At 67.2% G+C, this 18,621-nt stretch carries 18 protein-coding genes, 1 tRNA gene and 1 pseudogene; 9 read left to right on the top strand and 11 right to left on the bottom strand.

The window, feature by feature from the left end; all coding sequences use genetic code 11:
• Positions 1–189: 189 nt before the first annotated feature.
• The 3 genes from JF543_RS14150 to JF543_RS14140 all read right to left on the bottom strand — a co-directional run bounded on the left by JF543_RS14150 (position 190) and on the right by JF543_RS14140 (position 4,550).
• Positions 190–2,667, bottom strand: a complete 2,478-nt coding sequence (locus tag JF543_RS14150; protein WP_206824916.1) for a helicase-related protein — start codon at positions 2,665–2,667, stop codon at positions 190–192.
• Positions 2,660–3,451: a hypothetical protein gene (locus JF543_RS14145; RefSeq protein WP_206824914.1), complete on the bottom strand. Its 792-nt coding sequence runs from the start codon at positions 3,449–3,451 to the stop codon at positions 2,660–2,662. Before JF543_RS14145 ends, JF543_RS14150 begins: the two co-directional genes overlap by 8 nt.
• 172 nt (positions 3,452–3,623) lie before the next feature.
• Complete coding sequence (locus JF543_RS14140) at positions 3,624–4,550, bottom strand: hypothetical protein (RefSeq protein ID WP_206824910.1); 927 nt, start codon at positions 4,548–4,550, stop codon at positions 3,624–3,626.
• 105 nt (positions 4,551–4,655) lie between these two features.
• Here JF543_RS14140 and JF543_RS14675 point away from each other — a divergent pair.
• The 3 genes and pseudogenes from JF543_RS14675 to JF543_RS14130 form a co-directional block, all read left to right on the top strand.
• Positions 4,656–4,808 (top strand): annotated as a pseudogene (locus tag JF543_RS14675) (transposase-like zinc-binding domain-containing protein); the annotation flags it as partial.
• A 205-nt stretch (positions 4,809–5,013) separates the two neighbouring features.
• Positions 5,014–5,292 (top strand): transposase, encoded by a 279-nt coding sequence (locus JF543_RS14135; protein ID WP_206824909.1) that lies wholly within the window; start codon positions 5,014–5,016, stop codon positions 5,290–5,292.
• A complete protein-coding gene (locus JF543_RS14130) occupies positions 5,277–5,807 on the top strand; it encodes a hypothetical protein (protein WP_206824908.1) in 531 nt (176 codons plus the stop codon). The genes JF543_RS14135 and JF543_RS14130 overlap by 16 nt, the downstream gene beginning before the upstream one ends.
• 116 nt (positions 5,808–5,923) lie before the next feature.
• On the opposite strand, the gene JF543_RS14125 is transcribed toward JF543_RS14130, so the two are convergent.
• Together JF543_RS14125 and JF543_RS14120 are read right to left on the bottom strand one after the other, a co-directional pair.
• Positions 5,924–6,012, bottom strand: a tRNA-Ser gene (locus tag JF543_RS14125).
• Between the two features lie 45 nt (positions 6,013–6,057).
• Positions 6,058–7,248, bottom strand: a complete 1,191-nt coding sequence (locus JF543_RS14120; RefSeq protein ID WP_206824907.1) for an FAD-binding domain — start codon at positions 7,246–7,248, stop codon at positions 6,058–6,060.
• Positions 7,249–7,376: 128 nt separating this feature from the next.
• Between JF543_RS14120 and JF543_RS14115 the strand changes: the two genes are divergently transcribed.
• The 3 genes from JF543_RS14115 to JF543_RS14105 are packed head-to-tail and all read left to right on the top strand — an operon-like array spanning position 7,377 to position 10,559.
• The gene (locus tag JF543_RS14115) at positions 7,377–8,306 is read left to right on the top strand and encodes an ornithine cyclodeaminase family protein (RefSeq protein WP_206824904.1); all 930 of its coding nucleotides are present in this window, start codon (positions 7,377–7,379) and stop codon (positions 8,304–8,306) included.
• Positions 8,307–8,335: 29 nt separating this feature from the next.
• Complete coding sequence (locus JF543_RS14110; RefSeq protein ID WP_206821796.1) at positions 8,336–9,319, top strand: proline racemase family protein; 984 nt, start codon at positions 8,336–8,338, stop codon at positions 9,317–9,319.
• Positions 9,320–9,365: 46 nt separating this feature from the next.
• Positions 9,366–10,559 carry a metal-dependent hydrolase family protein gene (locus JF543_RS14105; protein WP_206821795.1) on the top strand — a complete coding sequence of 398 codons (1,194 nt, stop codon included), beginning with the start codon at positions 9,366–9,368 and terminating at the stop codon, positions 10,557–10,559.
• A 192-nt stretch (positions 10,560–10,751) separates the two neighbouring features.
• Here the strand turns inward: JF543_RS14105 and JF543_RS14100 are convergent, their stop codons facing one another.
• From JF543_RS14100 to JF543_RS14080, 5 genes are read right to left on the bottom strand one after another with little or no spacing between them, the layout of a single operon-like run.
• Positions 10,752–12,224 carry an aldehyde dehydrogenase (NADP(+)) gene (locus JF543_RS14100; RefSeq protein ID WP_242519776.1) on the bottom strand — a complete coding sequence of 491 codons (1,473 nt, stop codon included), beginning with the start codon at positions 12,222–12,224 and terminating at the stop codon, positions 10,752–10,754.
• 18 nt (positions 12,225–12,242) lie between these two features.
• Positions 12,243–13,244, bottom strand: a complete 1,002-nt coding sequence (locus JF543_RS14095) for a proline racemase family protein (protein ID WP_206824901.1) — start codon at positions 13,242–13,244, stop codon at positions 12,243–12,245.
• Positions 13,244–14,635 (bottom strand): FAD-dependent oxidoreductase, encoded by a 1,392-nt coding sequence (locus JF543_RS14090; protein ID WP_206824899.1) that lies wholly within the window; start codon positions 14,633–14,635, stop codon positions 13,244–13,246. Before JF543_RS14090 ends, JF543_RS14095 begins: the two co-directional genes overlap by 1 nt.
• On the bottom strand, positions 14,632–14,877 hold the full coding sequence (locus JF543_RS14085; protein WP_206821792.1) for a (2Fe-2S)-binding protein: 246 nt from the start codon (positions 14,875–14,877) through the stop codon (positions 14,632–14,634). Before JF543_RS14085 ends, JF543_RS14090 begins: the two co-directional genes overlap by 4 nt.
• Positions 14,878–14,917: 40 nt before the next feature.
• The gene (locus JF543_RS14080) at positions 14,918–16,078 is read right to left on the bottom strand and encodes an NAD(P)/FAD-dependent oxidoreductase (RefSeq protein WP_206824918.1); all 1,161 of its coding nucleotides are present in this window, start codon (positions 16,076–16,078) and stop codon (positions 14,918–14,920) included.
• Between the two features lie 118 nt (positions 16,079–16,196).
• On the opposite strand from JF543_RS14080, the gene JF543_RS14075 reads away from it, so the two are divergent.
• Positions 16,197–16,973, top strand: a complete 777-nt coding sequence (locus JF543_RS14075) for a hypothetical protein (RefSeq protein WP_206821791.1) — start codon at positions 16,197–16,199, stop codon at positions 16,971–16,973.
• Between the two features lie 3 nt (positions 16,974–16,976).
• On the opposite strand, the gene JF543_RS14070 is transcribed toward JF543_RS14075, so the two are convergent.
• Positions 16,977–17,624: an ArsR family transcriptional regulator gene (locus JF543_RS14070; RefSeq protein WP_206824898.1), complete on the bottom strand. Its 648-nt coding sequence runs from the start codon at positions 17,622–17,624 to the stop codon at positions 16,977–16,979.
• Positions 17,625–17,718: 94 nt separating this feature from the next.
• Between JF543_RS14070 and JF543_RS14065 the strand changes: the two genes are divergently transcribed.
• Together JF543_RS14065 and JF543_RS14060 are read left to right on the top strand one after the other, a co-directional pair.
• A complete protein-coding gene (locus JF543_RS14065) occupies positions 17,719–18,195 on the top strand; it encodes a MogA/MoaB family molybdenum cofactor biosynthesis protein (protein ID WP_206824897.1) in 477 nt (158 codons plus the stop codon).
• Positions 18,192–18,617, top strand: coding sequence for a molybdenum cofactor biosynthesis protein MoaE (locus tag JF543_RS14060; RefSeq protein WP_179409934.1), 426 nt, complete (start codon positions 18,192–18,194; stop codon positions 18,615–18,617). Before JF543_RS14065 ends, JF543_RS14060 begins: the two co-directional genes overlap by 4 nt.
• Positions 18,618–18,621 lie beyond the last annotated feature (4 nt).

Raw genomic sequence — 18,621 nt, 5'->3', positions numbered from 1 at the left:
CACAATCGCAGCGTCTCGGGATTGATGCCGAGCTTGGCGGCGACGTGCTTGATCGCGGCGTGATCGGTCTTGTGATCGGGGCGAGCCTCGCTCAACATCCGCAACGCGCGCTGACGGAACTCGTCCGGATACGGTCCTGGCATGAATCCATCCTCCAAAAGGCAAGGACGGAACGAAACTCAGGGCGAATCAATCCACCTCGAGACCCACGTTGACCAATGTTTGAGCCTCATAGGCCAAGATGTCATTCTGCTCATCCCTTCGCATGGCCACCGGCAGTTGCGGATGGACGGCAACCTGATTGAGGTGGAAGTCCACCATGACGTGTTCCCGGTACTCATCGCCTACTAGCCGGGCGAGCTCGGGAGAGAAGCCGTTGCGGAGTAGACAAATTAGGAATGGTTCGTCAGTTCCATACTTGATTCGGAAGTAGAGGCTCTCAGAGATCATCTCGAGACTGAACAAGACCTCGATGTACTTGAGAAGGCGGAAGTCAACAAAGTCCTGCTCCTCCTTGATCTTCACGACAGCGAGATTCACAAGTTGCGTACGAGTCTTCGAGCCCATCTGCACGAACAGCTTGCGAGGGCCACCGAAGCTGACCTCGCCCCATCGATGGCCGACAAAGACGTACTCGTCATCGAGGTTGGACCAGTATCGAACGAAGTGGGCGATCATTCGTCTGAACGGTTCATTCCGACTGCGCCAGTCCAAGAACATCGCGTAGAAGCGACGCGCACCCGACGTGTCTCGTATCCGCGCTAGATCGTCTCCTTCAGGCAACTCGATCTCCTCGAAGAAGATCTCGACGATCGCGTCCAACAACTCAGAAACGTCGTCGAGCGGCTCCTCATCAGCGCGGGATTCCACTCGCTCCTGAAGAGTTCCCTCGACCGCAATGATGTCGAAATCACGCACCCCGTGCCGAAAGCACAACTGCCCTACGGCCGTCTGCGCACGACGCGCTCCGACCACGGTGGTTGCACCTGGTTCGACGTTCTCCAGAAACTCCAATGCAGCGTGGCGCTTAGCCGAGTCGCCCGCGCTTTCAAGCAGCGGATTCTCGACCTTGTCCTCGACTGCGCGCGCAACGTTCGCTACTGAAGCGAGGAACCCGTCTACGTTCCAGTTTCGTCGTGCGTAGCTGCTCGGGATCAAATAGATTCGGGGTTGCAGTAGCGCGAGGTCTGCCCGGTCCCTCGCGAAGACTTCACGGAACCTACCAACGCGGCCGACGAGATTCCTGAAGGCCGCCGGCGAGAGATTGCCCCTCCCCTTCGACCCGGACATCATGACCAGCCGATCGGCCGGCGTATTCACTCCTTCGAGGAGCGTTGAAGTTGTCACAAGGTACCGCGCCTCCGACGAATCGTCATCACGGAACAACTCTTCGATGTAGAGACGAAGAGAGTCTGGCACCTGTCCGTGATGAAACATGACTCCGCGCTTTATCGCATCGATGAGGCTGTACCGAGGGTCGATCAGGTCCGCGATCGCTTGAATCGCGCGCATCGAGACTGGGGACAGTTCGACACTCTCGCGTCGCGATGCCAAACGTGATGCAAGCGCCTGCGCATCAGCCGGGCGATTCACGTAGACCAGGACGCGATGTCCCCCTGCGTCGATGAGCGCGCCGAGCTCGTCCGATGGAACGACACTGTCGAGCTCGAACGATTCATTCAAGAACTGGTCGTATAGCCGGTGGTGCGTGCCGGGCTCCGCGATGACAAACTTCTCGACCTTTACGTGTTCGTTGACGGTCTTGGAGCGAGTAGCGCGATCGACTCCCTCGATATGCCTCAGGTTCTCGGGGGAAGCGACGAATGGCGTGTAGTACGTGACTGAGAGATCGAGATTCCGCGCCCGCGAGATGAGGATGACTTGCGACAACTCGACCGCGCGGGAGTCACCTGCCAGCAGGTTCTGCGCTTCATCGATGAGTAGCTGATCCAATGCGACGTCGGGATGATCAAGCAGGAGACGCTGCAACCTCTCTTGAGTCATTACGGCGACGAAGTGATCCTCACCGTTGTACGCGTCCGGGTGGGTGATGACGCGTACTCTCGATGAACGCACTCGTAGGTCCGAAACGATGCTCGTCCGTGTCTGGGCGATGAGAGCGCGCGAAGGCACCAGCACGCACGTTCGCTGTTGAAGATCTGACGAAACCTTGTCGATCAGCATCTCTGACTTGCCGTACGAGGTTGGCGCGATCACCAACGCGTCGTCTTCGCGCGCGTTGAAGGAACGGAGTTCCATCTGCCCACGGGTCCGATAGATCTCGCGGCCTCCTTGAAGTTCCAAGAAGTTGGAAGCGTGCGCCGCAAAGAACGCGTCCGTGAGGTCGGTGTCGCTAGCTGTTTCAGGGTAGATCCGATCTATCGCCTCCACCAGTGGAATCAAATCTCTGGCCACCGCAACTGACCGAAGCGGCTCATAGTCACGTTGCGACTCCCCATACTGAAGGAAGATGCGGTAACCCAGCCTGCGCACGCCATCATCACTCGAGCGCGACATGAAGATGCCAAAGCGAAGGATGTCGGAGTACTCGACGTCGTCCATCTCCTGCGCCGTCATGAGCCGGACGTACAAGTCAAGGAAGTTCGACCCATCGAGGTTGCGGCTATTCCGAATGCGCCGCAGGCTGAGGTCAACTTCGTTAGGCACTTGCGAGCTCCCTCAGGTGCTCGATGACCGCTTCCAGCGCGCTCTGCTGGATAACGAGCACGCGAGACTTCACGAACTCTCCACTCGCCTCGACTGCTGCGACAATTTCCTCAACTCCCGCAGAAGTGACCACGCAATGTCCAAGCTCATGCATCACTGCTCCAGCAAGAAGTGCTCTCTTCACCACGTGCCCGCCACTGCGTACCGTCTCGCTATCACTCCGCAGAAGATTCCGCGCACTCCGCGCGTATCCGCCATCGAGAGTGAGCCTTGTGTCGATGAGAGCCGCGTCCCACCGGGACAACAGCTCGCGGTCGCTCAACATGGAGACAAGCGAGGACGCCGCGATGTCTATGAGAGCCGCTGCCTTTTCGTCAGCCGAGTCCCCCGCCGTCACCTCCCCCGACTTGACCTCGCCGTACCAGATCTCCGAGTCATCTGCTCCCAGGAAGGTCAGGTCGAAACCCTTCTTGATGCTCCGCTCTTCCTTATTGAAGTAGACCGCGGAGGAAATCAACTCTTCATGCAATAACGGCATCAGCACGTGAACGACGAGCTCACCGGCCATCCCGATCTTTGTCGCGTGTGGCTTCGGGTCGTAACGACGCATGAATTCAGCGACGGTCTTCTCGAATGAGTAGAAACTGGCATCTTCACTCACCACGGTTGCCCCGTAGCAATACGCCGCCAGCCGCTCGCGGATGTGCGACCGGAACTCATCAGAAATATCGCGAACGATCACCAGGGTCCCAGCCCCAAGTCGATCGACCTCCATGCCCTCCACGACACGAACATATTGCCGTCTTGCCAGCCCTTGTTGGATCTCGTGACGGGAGTTGTCGCGTGTCGTGGTCGCTCCAAGTGACTTGAAGCTCCCAGCGCCACTAAACGACTGTTAGGACGATCGAGCCCCTAGGCTCAATCGTCCGGTGGCGAGCATGGTCGATCCTGCTGGGCTAACCGGTGCCTCCGATAGCGTTGCTGTCTAGGCGCCGCGGCTCAAGCGTTGCGAGCCTCGCTATGAGTGCCCCCGCCACGTGGATTGCCAGCCAAGCGTCGCTCTTAGTCACATCCGCAGCCCGATGATGATGCGCGTTCCCGCGCGAAGAGCGGTCGGCATTGAGCCAGTCGATGATCGGTTTGAGCAACAGTCGGTCATGCGGCTCGAGGAGGCCCCCACGCTGTGCGGCATTCAGCTGATCGAGCAAGCTATTCCCATCGATTCCGAGCGCTCGAAAGAACTCCTGAACCGCCGTTCCAGCGTCCGTGACGGCCGCATCCAGATGATCCTCGGAGAGGCGGTCGATCGCTGTCTGAAACGCAGCAGACGCACGGGCGAAGGACGGCTGAGCGTCGAGAAGAACGGAGACAGGCCTGACGATCTCGGCGTGAAGTATCGAATTGCCCCGACGCGAGAACCGTCCGTGCTCGAAGTGCCACTCGATCCGAGCCGCGAGAAGGATATCGTTGATGGCCTCAATGAACTCGCCGGGGCGGTATCGGATCACTCGCTCCTCGTCCCACTGCGTCAGGACGAGATCGCGGTCGTTCTCGCTCAGCCAAACATAGGCGTAGACGATGGCTGCGACGGTATCGAGTCGATCATCGTCCGCGCCGTCGCCATCGGCGCCTTCTCGAAGCACCTCGTAGGATCCCTGCTCTGCCCGTCCCTCGCTGCTCGCAATTCTGCGGTGTGCGTCAGCCCTTGAGTAGACGCGCGACGGCACTTCCGATAGCTGCGCTACCAACTCCGAGACCTTGCGCCCCACGTGCGGGGCGCAAGCATCGAGCCAGCGCACCCCTGTCACCGCTTCCTCCGCGGCGAGAGTCTCTCTTCGCCGTATCTCGGTTGGCAACGACGTAAACATGTCAGGCCCCGTCATAGCGCCCATAGTCCCATCACGCACGCCCCCAGATCGGAAGCGGTTACCGGAGTGTTACCGCGGGCTATAGGCCAAAAGGAGTGGATGGGTTCTTGATCTAGGCGCGTGTTTCCGGGGCGATTCGGGGATCGTCATGGTCGGCGACGCTTAGTCGTGACCCTTCCCTCGAATTCGACGACGTGCGTGCTATGCGGTTCACGGCTGGTGAAGAACGGCCGCCACCGCTCGGGAACGCAACGCTGGCGGTGCAAGAGCTGCGGGGCATCTGCAGTACGCCGGCGCCCGGATGTGACCCGTCGTGAGCAGCTGCGTCGGTTCGTGGTCTGGCTGACGGGCAAGCAGACCCAGGCCGAGATCGACGGCACCCGGACCGGACGCTCGTTTCGTCGAGACACCGCCTGGTGCTGGGACATCCAGCCGTACCGAGAACCGACTGAGACCATCCACCATGCGGTGCTCGTCGATGCTGATCGCGATCAGCGACAAGGGCGACCTGCTGGCCTGGCAATGGTGCGGCCGCGAGACCACCGCCGCCTGGACCGCACTGCTGGAGCAGGTCCCCGCGCCCGGGGTGATCGTCTCCGACGGCGGCTCCGGGCTTCCCTCGGCACTGCGGGCGTGCTGGCCGGAGACGAAGCATCAGCGGTGCTTCTTCCACCTGCAGATGAACACCACCCGGCACCTGACCCGCAACCCCCGCACCGCCGCACCGCCGCAGGCAAAGCGTTGCGCGAACTCGTGATGGACCTCAGCAGCATCGACGACGAAGACGCCGCGATCGCCTGGCAGCTGCAGCTTGAGCAGTGGTGGCAGACGTTCGGACACCTCACCCGCGAGCGGACCACGTTCCGCAACGGCCAGTGGGGCTTCACCCACGACCGGCTCCGCAAAGCCTGGCTCCTGATCCGAAAAGTCACCCGAGACGGGGTCTTGTTCACCTGGATCACCTACGGCAACCCCCGCATCACCAGCCCACTGGAAGGCGGATACAACAGCCCCATCCGCGAGCTCCTGCGCCGCCACCGCGGAATGAGCGAGGTCCACCGCCGCCGCGCCATCGAATGGCTCCTCACCCTGCGGCAGATACCGCTCGAGCAAGCACTCACCCTCACCCTCACACCAGCACCAGCCCCTGAGCCCAACCAGCACGACCAGGAAGACCAAGCCGAAGACATCGGCGGCCCATCCCTCTACGACACCGGCCTAGACGCCACCGAAGGCCTCTGGGCACGAACCGGATGGGCAGGACGCGGATGACACACCCGACGCCATCCACTCCTTTTGGCCTTTAATCCCCGTTTTCGGCCTGTTTTCGAGCAAAGCAAAACCCCCGCGATCCCAGTGTTTACAAGGAATCGCGGGGGTTTTGACTCTGGCGGTGACGGTGGGATTTGAACCCACGGTAGGGGTTACCTACACAACATTTCGAGTGTTGCACCTTCGGCCGCTCGGACACGTCACCGTCGACCAGCTTACGACATCACATCCCCAACGCGAAATCGGCGCCTCAGAGCGGCGCGACCGGCAGTTCGACGGGGTCCCGCAGACTTCTTCCCATCACGAGATCGGCCACGAAGGGGATCCCCATCAGGCCGAGCACCGTGTTGCGCGTGTACAGCTGCATCCGATTGCGCGGCGCGAAAGCCGCCCCCAGCCCGAGCGCGGCATCCTGCTTCTTGCGCACCAGCCCGGCAAGACTCGCCTGCATCGCCGCGAACGCATCGCCGCGCTCCCCCGGAGACGTGTGAAGGCCGGCCCGGCGCAGCTCGACGGCCAGCACGTACGCCTCGACCATCGCCAGAGCCGCGCCCTGCCCGGCGAGCAACGATGGACACGCGGCGGCGTCGCCGATCAGCCCGATCCGACCACGCGACCACGACGGCATCCTGATCTGGCTCGCGCGATCCATGTAGAACGTTCGCGCCTGTGGCATCCGATCCAATACCGCCCGGGCTTCTCCGCGCATGCCGCCGATCCGCGACCGCAGCAGTTCCTGCTGAGCATCGACCTCGCCGGGCAGATCGCCGTCGTGCCGGAACATGAAGCAGAACATCGTCGAACCATCACGCAACGCAATCCGCAGCATCTGCGCACCCACCTCGGTGTGCGTGACCGCGACGAGCTCATCCCGCGGCAGATAGCCATCGACGTCGAACGCGGCAACCACGATCCCGAGGTACCGTTCGTAGTCACTCTCCGGCCCGAAGGTGAGCGCGCGCACCCTCGAGTGCAATCCGTCCGCACCGATCACGAGATCGAAGCTCCGCGTCGCACCGCCGTTGAACCGCACGTGCACGCGATCACCGTCATCGTCGAGCGTCTCCACCGTGTCATCGAAGATCGTCTCGACGTCGCCGTTCAGGGCGTCGAAAACCGCCCGCGACAGATCGGAGCGTCCGATCGTGACGTACCGTCCGCGCGCCGCGTCGATCAACCGGATCGGGTCGAGATGCGAGATGCGCCGGCCCCGGGCATCCACCTCCCGCAACTCCCGAAAACGGTACCCCTCCGCCAGCAGCCGCGGCACGATGCCCATCCGCTCGGCGACATCGTAGCCCGCACCCCAGAAGTCGACCACGTAGCCACCTTCTCGCAGCCGCGGAGCGCGCTCGACGAGCGTCGGAACGAACCCGAAGCTCTTCAACCAGTAAGCGAGCGTCGGCCCCGCGATGCCCGCGCCAACGATGAGAACGTCCATGACCCCTCTCGATTCGGCTCTCGCCGCCCACGCTACTGCGGAGCCGACCCGTGCGGCACCCCGTTATCCACGCGGATCCGCGGCGATAGAACGTGACATACCACTGCATCTCGCCTAGATTTGAGGGCATGCCCGATGTCATCGCCGATCTCTCCCTGGTGAGCGCCCGCCTGCTCGAAGACCGCGTCAGCATGGCCGACGCGGTCGCCGCGATCCAGCAGACGCTGCGCGACGGTTTCGACCCGGAGGATGACCTCGCCCGGCAGATCCTCGACGTGCCGAACGGCCAACTGCTGCTCATGCCCGCCGCCGCGGGCGGCGCCGTCGGCCAGAAGTTCGCCACGGTCGCCCCCGGCAACCCCGCCCGAGGACTGGAGCGCATCCAGGCCCTCTACATCCTCGTCGACGGCACCACCCTCGCGCCCACCGCCATCATCGACGGCACCGCCCTGACCAGCCTGCGCACCCCCGCCGTCTCGGCCGCCTGCGCCGACGTCGTCGCGACGGCCGAGGCCGCCGACGCCGTCATCATCGGCACCGGCCCCCAGGCGATCCGACACGTCGAGGCGCTCGCGACCATACGGCCGCTGAGATCGGTACGTATCGTCGGCCGCGACGACGCACGCACAGCATCCGCCGTCGATGCCTCCCGCGCGTACGCACCGAGCGCCGACATGCGCGCCGGCACACTCGACGACATCGCCACCGCCGACCTCATCGTGTGCGCCACGTCGGCACCGACGCCCCTGTTCGACGCCGACCTCGTCCGCGACGACGCCACGGTCGTCGCGATCGGGTCGCACGAACCCGACCGCGCCGAACTCGCCCCCGCGCTGATGGCCCGCGCGCAGGTGATCGTCGAGAGCCGCCGCGTCGCGCGAAGCGAGGCGGGCGACGTGATCGTCGCCGTCGACGCCGGGATGCTGCATCACGACGACCTGGTCACGATGCACGAGCTGTTCACCGGCGCCGTCGCACCGGCCACCGACCGCCCGCGCGTCATCAAGACATGCGGCATGGGCTGGCAGGACCTCGCAGTCGCCCGCCTGGCCGTCTGAACGCCCTCCACTTGCACAGGAGCTCCACCATGCACTGGACCACCGACGACTGGCACACCGCCGGCGAGCCGTTCCGCATCGTCGAAGACGTACCGACGCACGGCACCACCGTCGCCGAGCGCCGCATCGCGGCGATCGACGGCGACGCCGATCAGGTGCGCCGTTTCCTGTGCCTGGAGCCCCGTGGCCACGACGACATGTACGGAGGCTTCATCACCCCGCCCGATGACGACGGCGCCGACTTCGGTGTGCTGTTCTGGCACAAGGACGGCTTCTCAACGGCGTGCGGCCACGGAACCATCGCACTGGGAGCCTGGGCCGTGCGCACCGGGCGGGTGGCCTCCGACCCCGACGGCGTCACCGCCGTGACGATCGACGTGCCCAGCGGGCGCGTGCAGGCGCTCGTCCGGCAGACCGGCGGACGCATCGACGACATCGTCTTCCGCAACGTCGAGTCGCGAGTCCTGACCCGCGGGATCGCACTGACGACCTCCCGTGGAGACGTCGAGGTAGACCTCGTCTTCGGCGGCGCGGTCTACGCGACCCTCCCCGCCGCAGCGGTCGGGCTCGACGTCACCCCGGCGCACACGACCGACCTCATCGCCATCGGCCGTGAGATCAAATGGGCGCTCAACGAGCATCCCGCCGCGCAGCTCTCCGATTCCCGCCTCTCGGGCGTGTACGGTACCATCCTGTTCGACGATCTCGGGCGCACCGAGCACGGCCCCCACCAGCGCAACGTCACCGTCTTCGCCGACGGCGAGGTCGACCGCAGCCCGTGCGGTTCCGGCACCGCCTCGCGCGTGGCGCTGCTGGCTGCCACCGGCGAGCTGCGCGAGGGCGAGACCCTGACCCACGACTCGATCATCGGCACACGGTTCCACGCCCGCATCGCCGAACGCACTCCGAACGGTGTCATCCCCGAAGTGCGCGGAAACGCCTCCCGCGTCGGCTCGTGCCGCTTCGAACTCGACGCCGACGACCCCCTTCCCTCCGGCTTCAGCCTGCGCTGACCGCCAAGGCCGACCCCCACGGTCGACACTCACGACAGGAGCACCCATGCCCGCAGCATCCCTATCGATCTTCGGCGCCCACGTCTGGCACGGCGACGGCTTCACACTCCGCGATGTGCACATCGTCGACGGCCGCATCTCCGAGACCGGCACCCCGGATGCGACACGCATCGATGCCACCGGGCAGTGGCTCATCCCCGGCCTCATCGACGCCCACTTCCACGCCTACGCCACGAGCATGGACGGCCTCGAGAACGAGCGCGGCCCCCTCAGCTACACCGCGATCAACGGTGCCCGGCGCCTCACCCGCGCACTGCAGCGCGGCTTCACCACGGTCCGCGATGTCGCAGGCGGCGACATCGGACTGGCGCAGGCGATCGACGCCGAGCTGTTCCCGTCACCGCGCTATCACTTCACCGGCCCCGCCCTCAGTCAGACCGGCGGCCACGGCGACCCACGATCGGCGCACATCGACGTCTGCTTCTCGCACGGCCACATGTGCGAGGTCGTCGACGGGGTCGACAACCTGCGCGTCGCCGTGCGCGAGCGTCTGCGCACCGGCGCGCACGCGATCAAGGTGATGGCCTCGGGCGGCGTGTTCTCGCTCACCGATCCCATCCGCATCCCGCAGTACTCCGAGGACGAACTGCGTGCGGTGGTCGACGAGGCCACCCGGCGCGGCAGCTACGTCTGCGCGCACGCCTACTCGTCCGAGGCCGTCCAGCACGCGATCACCGCCGGTGTCCGATCGATCGAGCACGGCAACCTCATCGACGAGCAGACCGCCAAGCTGATGGCGCAGGCGGGAGCCTTCCTCGTGCCGACCCTCGCCGCCTACGACGCCATGGACCGCCGTGGCGCCGACATCGGGCTCAACGCCATCTCGTTGCAGAAGAACTCCGAGGTGCTCGCCAAGGGGCAGCACGCCGTGCGACTGGCCCATGCCGCCGGTGTGCGCGTCGGCTTCGGAACCGACCTCATGGGCGACCTCGAAGACGACCAGCTCGCGGGCATCCGCCTGCAGGTCGAGGCCGGCTCCGCCGCAGACACCCTGCGTTCGATGACGACCGTCAACGCTGAGCTCATCGGCGATCCGGCGCTCGGTCACCTCGGTGCCGGGGCGTACGGAGACGCGGTGCTGCTGGCATCCGATCCCCTCACCGACCCGTCTGCGCTGTGGCGTCAGGACTCGCGCGTCGCGGTGATCCGGGCCGGCGCCCCGGCAGACCTCTCCGCCTGATCGGCTCCCCCTGCTCGGATCACCCTGATCGGAGCGCCGACACCCCGACCTATCGCCGAGACCCCGTGCTGCAGACGCCTGCAGCACGGGGTCTCGACGCGATGTGGGGGTCTCGGCGAAAGACGACGTGGGGATCTCGCGAAGGAGCAAGCGCGGGGCACGCGCGGAGCCCGCACGCGCGGCCGCCGGGACTCAGCCGGCGAACGATCCCCAGGTCGTCGACAGTCCGGCGGCGCTGCGCTGCTGCGGCACACCCCACGGATTATCGTCGCGCAGCGGCGCTGGCAGCAGCGCCTGCGGGGCGTTCTGATAGGCGACGCCACGCAGGAATCGCCCGATAGCGGCCGTACCGACGCTGGTGGCGTCGGTGGTGGTCGCCGGGTAGGGGCCGCCGTGCTGCATCGCCGGCGTCACCGACACACCGGTGGGCCAGCCGCCGAACAGCACGCGACCGCTGGTCTCGACGAGCGCGTCGACGAGGGCCGACAGCGAGCCGTCCTCGAGCTCGCCCGCACGGGCGTGCACGGTCGAGGTGAGGTTGCCGGGGAACAGTCCGGCATGCAGTGCGGGCAGCGTCGACAGGTCGGCGTACCGCACGATCACCGACAGCGGGCCGAATGACTCCTCCAGCAGCGCATCGCCGGCCGCGACGAGAGCATCGACGTCGACGGTCACGACGGTCGGGGTCGCGTAGGTCTGTCCGTCGTCGCCGGTGCGGGTCTCGCCCGCCGAGAGCACGGTCACGCCGTCGGCTTCGAGCACATCCGCCCGCCGCTGCGCGAACGTGCGGCCGATGCCCGGGTTGAGCAGGCGGTGCTCGTCGACGGATGCCGCTGACTCGGTCACCGCACTCAGATCGGCCCCCTCGGGCACGAACAGGAAGCCCGGCTTGGTGCACAGCTGCCCGGCCGACCCCGACACCGAGGCGACGAAGGCCTGCAGCAGCTCATCATCGGCGTAGGTGGCGTACACGGGGTTGACGCTGCCGAGCTCGCCGTAGAACGGTATCGGCACAGTACGCGAGGCGGCGATGTCGGCGAGCATCCTTCCGACACCCGTCGACCCCGTGAACGCGCCGGCACGGATGCGCTCATCCCGAAGCAGCGCGACGCCGTTCTCTTGCCCCGCGATCAGCTGGAACACCCCGTCGGGCATCCCAGCCCCGCGCAGTGCGTCGGCGACGACCTCTGCGGTGCGGCGGGAGAGCTCCGGATGCCCGGAGTGCGCCTTGACCACGACGGGGCATCCCGCGGCGAGCGCGGCCGCCGTGTCTCCCCCGGCGACGGAGAACGCGAACGGGAAGTTCGAGGCGGCGAAGTTCAGCACCGGGCCGAGCGGTTCCCGCATGCGCCGCACGTCGGGCCGCGGGCCGATCACGTAGTCCGGGTCGGCCTCATCGATGCGCACGTCGAGGTACCCGCCGTCGACGACCGTGTCGGCGAACAGCCGCAGCTGCCAGGAGGTGCGGCGCAGCTCGCCGGTGAGGCGGGCCTGCGCCAGGCCGGTCTCGCGCATCGCGATGGCGATGAGTTCCGGGCCGGCCGCGTCGAGGGCATCCGCCACCGCGACGAGCGCGCCGCCGCGCTCACGAGGAGTGGTGCGGGCAAACGGGCGGGCGGCGGCGGCCGCAGCCGCGGCGACCTGTTCGATACTGGTCTCAGTCATGGATTCCTCCGTCATGTCTCAGAACACGAACCCCTCGGGGAACGGATCGTTCTCGTCGAGCAGATACTGGCCGAGCCCGGTGACCCAGGCGCGTCCGGTGATGGTGGGCACGATCGCGGCACGGTCGCCGACCGTGGTCTCGCCGACGATCCGGCCGGTGAACGCGGTGCCGATGAACGATTCGTTCACGAACGGCGCGCCCGGTGCCAGCTCGCCACGGGCATACAGTTCGGCCATGCGCGCGCTCGTGCCGGTGCCGCAGGGCGAACGGTCGAACCACCCGGGGTGGATCGCCATGGCATGACGCGAGCGGACGGCGTCCGACCCCGGGGCGATGAACTCGACGTGATGCACGTGATCCGCGCCCTCCAGCACCGGGTGCACTGGGGGTGCCTGGGTGTTGATGGCGTCCATGATCTTCAGTCCGGCCTGCAGGATCTCGTCCTGCTGGGCACGGTCGAACCGCAACCCCACCTCGTCGAGGTCGACCAGGGCGTAGTAGTTGCCGCCGAAGGCGACCGAGTAGGTGATCTCTCCGATGCCGGGCACCGTGAGGCGCTCATCGAGTCGGTCGACGAAGCTCGGCACGTTCTCGATGGTCACATCGACCGCGCGTCCGTTCTCGACGCGCACACGCGCGATGACCAGTCCGGCCGGGACGTCCAGTCGGATCTCGGTGACCGGCTCGGTCACCTCGACCATGCCGGTCTCGACGAGCACCGTGGCCGCACCGATCGTGCCGTGACCGCACATCGGCAGAAAACCCGACGCTTCGATGAAGACGATCCCCCAGTCGGCGTCGTCGCGGGCGGGCGGCTGCAGCAGCACGCCCGACATCGCGGCATGTCCACGGGGCTCGTTCATGAGAAACCCGCGCAACCCGTCGAGATGCTCCATGGCGTACAGACGCCGGTCGTTCATCGTCGCGCCGGGAATACGCCCGACCCCGCCGGTGACGACCCGTGTCGGCATGCCCTCGGTGTGGGAGTCGACGGCCTGGATGGTGCGGCGTGCGCGCATCAGTTTCCTCCTGACGGTTCTGTGTCGAGGGTGCCGGCGCCGTTCGACAGGCCGGCGAGTTCACCGATCCGCACGGACGACAGCACGGGGCGATGTTCGAATCCCGCGCCGACGGTGCTTCCCGCCGGTCCGGTGATGTCGTCGACGCTGCGGCCGCAGGTGCGGCCCTGGCAGGCGCCGAGCCCGGCACGGGTGGCCAGGCGCATGCCCCGCGACGAAACGCCGGAGAACTCATCGATCGACGCTTTGCGCACCGACTCGCAGCGGCAGATGATCGTGTCGTCGTCGAGCCAAGCCGTCCACCCGGCGCGGATGCCGTGCACCTCGAGCCGCGCGGCGAACGCGTGCATGCGCCGACGGACCGCGGCCGCACCTTTCAGACGCGGATCGTCCGATGCGGCGCCCGCGGCCGCGAGCCCCGCGATCTCCCCCTCGGCGAGCGCCGCATCCGCTCCGCCGATACCGGTGATCTCACCGGCCGCGAAGACACCGGGCACGGTCGTGCGCTGCTCGGCATCGACGGTGACGAAACGATCCGGGCTGATCGCGCAGCCGAACTGGATCGCCGTCTCCAGACGGGGCGTGAAGCCGTGGCCGAGACCCACCGAGTCGCACTCGACCGTGCGCTCGGTGCCCGCGATCGGCCGCCACTGCGTGTCGATGCGCTGCACGGTGACGGCTTCGACAGCATCCGTCCCATGAATGCGCGTGACCGCGCTTCCGAACCGGTACGGCGTGCGATGACGGGCGAGGGATGCCACATAGCCGCTGAGTTCGCCGGCTTTGCCGGCTGCGGCGGTGAGCTGCCAGGCCTTCGTTCCCCAGCCCCGCAGGATCGCTCCGAACCCCACCGCCTCGACGACCTCGGCGACCCGCCCGCCCTGCAGCGCGACGCTCTGCGCGACCGGCAACAGGAACGGACCGGCGCCGGCGACGACGGTGCTCTCCCCCGGCGCCAGTGCGTCACGTTTCGCCAGCGCCTGGATGGCACCGGCGGACGTCACACCGGGCAGCGTCCAACCTGGCACGGGCAGCACGCGGTCGTGCGCGCCGGTGGCGACGACGACGGAATCCGCCGTCAGGGTCTCCGCTGCGCGGCCCGTGGCATCCGCCGGCCCGACGAGCACATGCACGCGCAGCGGATCGGCCTCGACGCGCCAGACACTCGCAGACGACACCGTCCGCACCGTCGCGAGAGCCTCGCTCAGACGACCGAACCGACCCAGCTGGTGCTGCAGACGGGGGGCGGTGAGATCAGGATGATGCCGCCAGAACTGACCGCCGACGCGCTCGCCCTCATCGACCAGCACGACGTCCGCGCCGGCCGTGGCGGCGGATGCGGCCGCCGCGAGGCCCGCGGGCCCGGCACCGATCACGACGACACGATTCATGCCCTGCCCTCTCGTTCGATCACGTCGCCGTCCACCGCCGTGCGCTGGCAGGCACGCACGCCCTCGACACCGTTGACGGTGAGCACACAGTCCTGGCACACACCGATCCCGCAGAAGATGCCGCGCCGGCCGTCGTGCGCGTCGCGCCACGTGCGCTGTCCGTTGCCGAGCAGCACACCGGCGATCGTCTGTCCGTCGCGTCCCGACAGCTCAACTCCGTCGACTCGGATGCTGATGCTCATCGCGCGTCCCTCCCCGGGCATTCAGATCGGATGCCGGTGCTCATGCGGCCGCTCCCCGCAGTGCACTCCGCGAGGGCAGGAACGGAGCGGGATCCAACGGCGCCGCCACACCGAGCACGGCGTGAGCGATCAGGGCGCCGGTGGTCGGGGCGAGACCGATGCCCGCCCCCTCGTGTCCCGCAGCGTGGAACAGGCCCGACACCTGCGCATCGGCTCCGATCGCCGGCAGATGATCGGGCGTGTACGGTCGGAACCCGTAGTACGTGCGCAGCAGCATCGTGTCGCGCAGGAACGGGAACAGCCGTGATGCCTTCGCGGCGATCTCGGCCAGCGGGGCCAGCAGTCCCGCGCCGGAGAAACCGACCCGTTCGCGACTCGAACCGATCAGCACCGTACCCGCCGGAGTGGACTCGACGACGGTGGAGGTCTGCAGAGCGGCGTCGGCCGACCCGACGGCTCCGACGTAGTCGGCGTCGTACACCTTGTGGAAGACGCGCTGCGGCATCGGCGTCGTCACGAGGATCGTCCCGCGTCGCGGCCTGATGTCGAGGTCGGCGCCGAAGTGCGCGGCGACCTCGCCCGCCCACGGTCCGGCGCAGTTCACCACCGCGTCCGCGTCGATGCGACCCTCGGTGGTGAGCACGCCGTGCGCGCGCCCGGCGTGCATGACGGCGCCGGTGACCTCGGTGATCCGCAGGTGCGCGCCGAGATGCCGCGCACGCGCCAGCATCGCCTGGGTTGCGAGACTGGGTTGCACTTGCGCGTCGTCGGCGTAGTGCACGCCGACGGCGAGATCCGGGGCAAGGTGCGGTTCGGCGGCCCGCAGCGCACTCCGGTCGAGCACCTCGGCCCGGATGCCGATACCGCGCTGCGCCTCGGCGAAGCTCCCGAGTGCCTCTACCCCACCGGCGAATGCGACGACCACGCCACCCTTCGCCTCGAACTCGGTCGCCGGCTGGCCGGGCAGCCGGTCGGCGTCGAGGCGCTCGGCGAGGGCCCGCCAGGCACGGTTCGCTTCGATGGCCATCAGTGCCTCGGGGCCGGGACCCTTGTCGGAGACCAGGATGTTGCCCTCGCACCTGCTGGAGGTCTCGCCGGCCACGCCGGTGCGGTCGATCACGATGACGTCGGCGCCGGCCTCCGCGAGCGCCAGGGCGCATGCCGCGCCGATGGCGCCGGCACCGATCACGATGACGCGCATGTTCACCTCTCTCCACCTCGAGTCAGTAGTGACATGTGAAATGCTACTGCATCGCGAACCTTGGCCGCGCCGTCGGCCTACGATGGAGGGCGGATCGGATGCCGGAACGGAGAACGCGATGGGATTCCTCACCTCGCCCGCCTTGGACGCGACAGGACTGGTGGTGCTCGACCGCCTCGAGCTGTCGATCGACCCCACCGAGTGGCAGGGCCTGGAATATACGGGGTGGCGGTCGTCGGGCATCACCCGCTTCGCCCCACTGGCCAGCTATTCCGGCGATCTCGAGTGCAACGGGTTCTGGAACCACACCCCGCCGCGCACCGACAAGGACGGCGTGTGGATCGCCCCCCAGGTCGCGAAGGCCCCGACGCTGCAGCGCATGGCCCTCGAGCCCGGTGCGAACGTCGGCCGCTGCCGGGTGATCGAGCTGCAGCCGAACACCTACGCCGACGCGATCTACAACCTGCATCAGGATGACAACAACCGGCTGAACGCCGAGGGCACCGGCTGGGTCGTGCGCAGCTGGCTCAACCTCACCGACGACGCCGACTCGCTGTTGATCCTGCGCTCGGACCGCTTCGACCCGGCCACCGAGATCCGCCTGCCGCTATCGGCCGGATCGCGCATCATCGTCGACACCCAGCGTTTCTGGCACGCGGTCTGGCATCAGGGCCCCGAGCCGCGCTACGCGCTGATCACCTCGTGGACGTCCGGTCCTGAGCTCGACGCCTACATCGCGAGGGGCAACGGCGTAGCATCGCCGACCTCGGTCGAGCTGCCCACGGCACTCGTCGCCGATGCCCAGTCCGAGATGCACCGCCGCATCGAAGAGCGCCGCCGCGCCTTCGAGGCGCAGGGCATCGTCATGGAGCCCGTCGCCTCGCTCTACGAGTAGGCCTCAGGCCGCCGCGGCCTGAGCGCTGAGCCTCAGCTGCACGGTGCACTCCTCAGGACGCTGCGGCGCCTGCACGCACTCCGCCTTGAGCGGTCCGCCCGCCTGGGCGAGCACGCCCTGCATGAGCCCCAGATGCACCTGGCACAGCATGGGACGGTGTTCGGGCGCACCGGCGGCGTGCGGGCAGGGCGTGAGTTCCACCGTCAGGCGCTCCTCGTCGATGATCGGCTCGAAGCCGCTCTCTTCGAGGTGCTCAGTGAGAGCGTCGAGCTGGTACGTCGCCTCGCGGCCCAGCTCGGATCCTTCCTCTGCGAGCATCCGACGCAGCAGGTCTCCACGCCTGGCCGCCTCGGCGACCTTCTCGCGGGCGACGGGGCTCGATGCCTCGGGCAGTCCGGTCACCGCGGTGTACAGCGTTCGCGGGCGTCCGCGGGTGGTGCGGCGCTCGATCGATTGAATGACGTAGCCGCCCTCCATCAGGCGCTGCAGGTGCTCGCGCACCGTGTTCGCGTGCAGCCCCGTGGCCTCGCACAGCTCGCCGATCGTGCGTTCCGGACGCCCCTGTTCGGAGGCGGCGACGAAGAGCAGGTGCAGAATGCGCACCCGCGAATAGCTCGAAATCGGCCCGTATGCGAGCCCCCCGTTGGCCATATGCCCATCATCCCAGACGGCCCTGACCATGCCCTCGCCACTGGCCGTGAATAATCACGGCCGCGCCGAGTGCGCGGCTCGCTAGGCTGGCCGCATGTCGACTGCGGCCGTCCTCACCGTCTCGGACCGCGCGGCCGCGGGCATCCGCGACGACACGGCGGGGCCGGTCGCCGTCGCCGCGCTCCGTGAGGCCGGATTCGACTGCGCCGACGCCTCCGTCGTCTCCGATGGGGCGGATGCCGTCGCGCAGGCCCTGCGCGGGTTCCTGGCCACGGGCATCCGATTGGTGGTGACCACGGGTGGCACCGGCGTTGCCCCGCGTGATGAGACCCCCGAGGGCACGTCACGGGTGATCGAGCGGATGCTGCCCGGTGTCGCCGAACAGCTGCGCCGCGCGGGCGCCACTATGACACCGACCGCGATGCTGTCCCGCGGGGTCGCGGGAGTCTCGGGTCGAACGTTCATCGTCAACCTGCCGGGATCGCCGAAGGCGGTCGCCGAGGGCATGCCGATCGTGCTTTCGATCGCACAGCACGTGCTCGATCAACTCGACGGCGAGGACCACCGATGACTGTCCGCCTCGCCCGCATGTCAGAGACGCCCCTGTCGCTCGACGAGCACATCGCCGCCGTCGAGAGCACGACAGCCGGTGCCGTCACCACCTTCGTCGGCCGGGTGCGGGACCATGACCCGGATGCCACCGATCTCGTCGTCGCGCTGGAGTACAGCGCGCACCCCGATGCTGAACAGACGCTGGCGCGCATCGCGACGGATGCAGCGAAGGGCACGGATGCCCTCGTCGCCGTCAGCCACCGCACGGGTCGCCTGGTCGTCGGCGACGCCGCCGTGGTGATCGCCGTGGCCTCGGCCCATCGAGATGAGGCGTTCGTCGTGTGCCGCGAGGTGATCGAGGCGATCAAGCGCGACCTGCCGGTGTGGAAGAGGCAGATCGAGGCCGACGGCACGTCGGCGTGGAAGGGGCTCGGCGGGTAGCGCG

The sequence above is a fragment of the Microbacterium esteraromaticum genome (assembly GCF_017303215.1).
GTDB lineage: Bacteria > Actinomycetota > Actinomycetes > Actinomycetales > Microbacteriaceae > Microbacterium > Microbacterium esteraromaticum_C.
This window is presented reverse-complemented; position numbering and strand designations above follow the sequence as displayed.

Excerpts from the sequence above, each read along its gene's own strand:
- JF543_RS14140 (WP_206824910.1), bottom strand. The coding sequence starts at position 4,550 with ATGACGGGGCCTGACATGTTTACGTCGTTGCCAACCGAGATACGGCGA.
- JF543_RS14135 (WP_206824909.1), top strand. The coding sequence starts at position 5,014 with ATGCTGATCGCGATCAGCGACAAGGGCGACCTGCTGGCCTGGCAATGG.
- JF543_RS14120 (WP_206824907.1), bottom strand. The coding sequence starts at position 7,248 with ATGGACGTTCTCATCGTTGGCGCGGGCATCGCGGGGCCGACGCTCGCT.
- JF543_RS14115 (WP_206824904.1), top strand. The coding sequence starts at position 7,377 with ATGCCCGATGTCATCGCCGATCTCTCCCTGGTGAGCGCCCGCCTGCTC.
- JF543_RS14110 (WP_206821796.1), top strand. The coding sequence starts at position 8,336 with ATGCACTGGACCACCGACGACTGGCACACCGCCGGCGAGCCGTTCCGC.
- JF543_RS14105 (WP_206821795.1), top strand. The coding sequence starts at position 9,366 with ATGCCCGCAGCATCCCTATCGATCTTCGGCGCCCACGTCTGGCACGGC.
- JF543_RS14100 (WP_242519776.1), bottom strand. The coding sequence starts at position 12,224 with ATGACTGAGACCAGTATCGAACAGGTCGCCGCGGCTGCGGCCGCCGCC.
- JF543_RS14095 (WP_206824901.1), bottom strand. The coding sequence starts at position 13,244 with ATGCGCGCACGCCGCACCATCCAGGCCGTCGACTCCCACACCGAGGGC.
- JF543_RS14090 (WP_206824899.1), bottom strand. The coding sequence starts at position 14,635 with ATGAATCGTGTCGTCGTGATCGGTGCCGGGCCCGCGGGCCTCGCGGCG.
- JF543_RS14085 (WP_206821792.1), bottom strand. The coding sequence starts at position 14,877 with ATGAGCATCAGCATCCGAGTCGACGGAGTTGAGCTGTCGGGACGCGAC.
- JF543_RS14080 (WP_206824918.1), bottom strand. The coding sequence starts at position 16,078 with ATGCGCGTCATCGTGATCGGTGCCGGCGCCATCGGCGCGGCATGCGCC.
- JF543_RS14075 (WP_206821791.1), top strand. The coding sequence starts at position 16,197 with ATGGGATTCCTCACCTCGCCCGCCTTGGACGCGACAGGACTGGTGGTG.
- JF543_RS14070 (WP_206824898.1), bottom strand. The coding sequence starts at position 17,624 with ATGGCCAACGGGGGGCTCGCATACGGGCCGATTTCGAGCTATTCGCGG.
- JF543_RS14065 (WP_206824897.1), top strand. The coding sequence starts at position 17,719 with ATGTCGACTGCGGCCGTCCTCACCGTCTCGGACCGCGCGGCCGCGGGC.
- JF543_RS14060 (WP_179409934.1), top strand. The coding sequence starts at position 18,192 with ATGACTGTCCGCCTCGCCCGCATGTCAGAGACGCCCCTGTCGCTCGAC.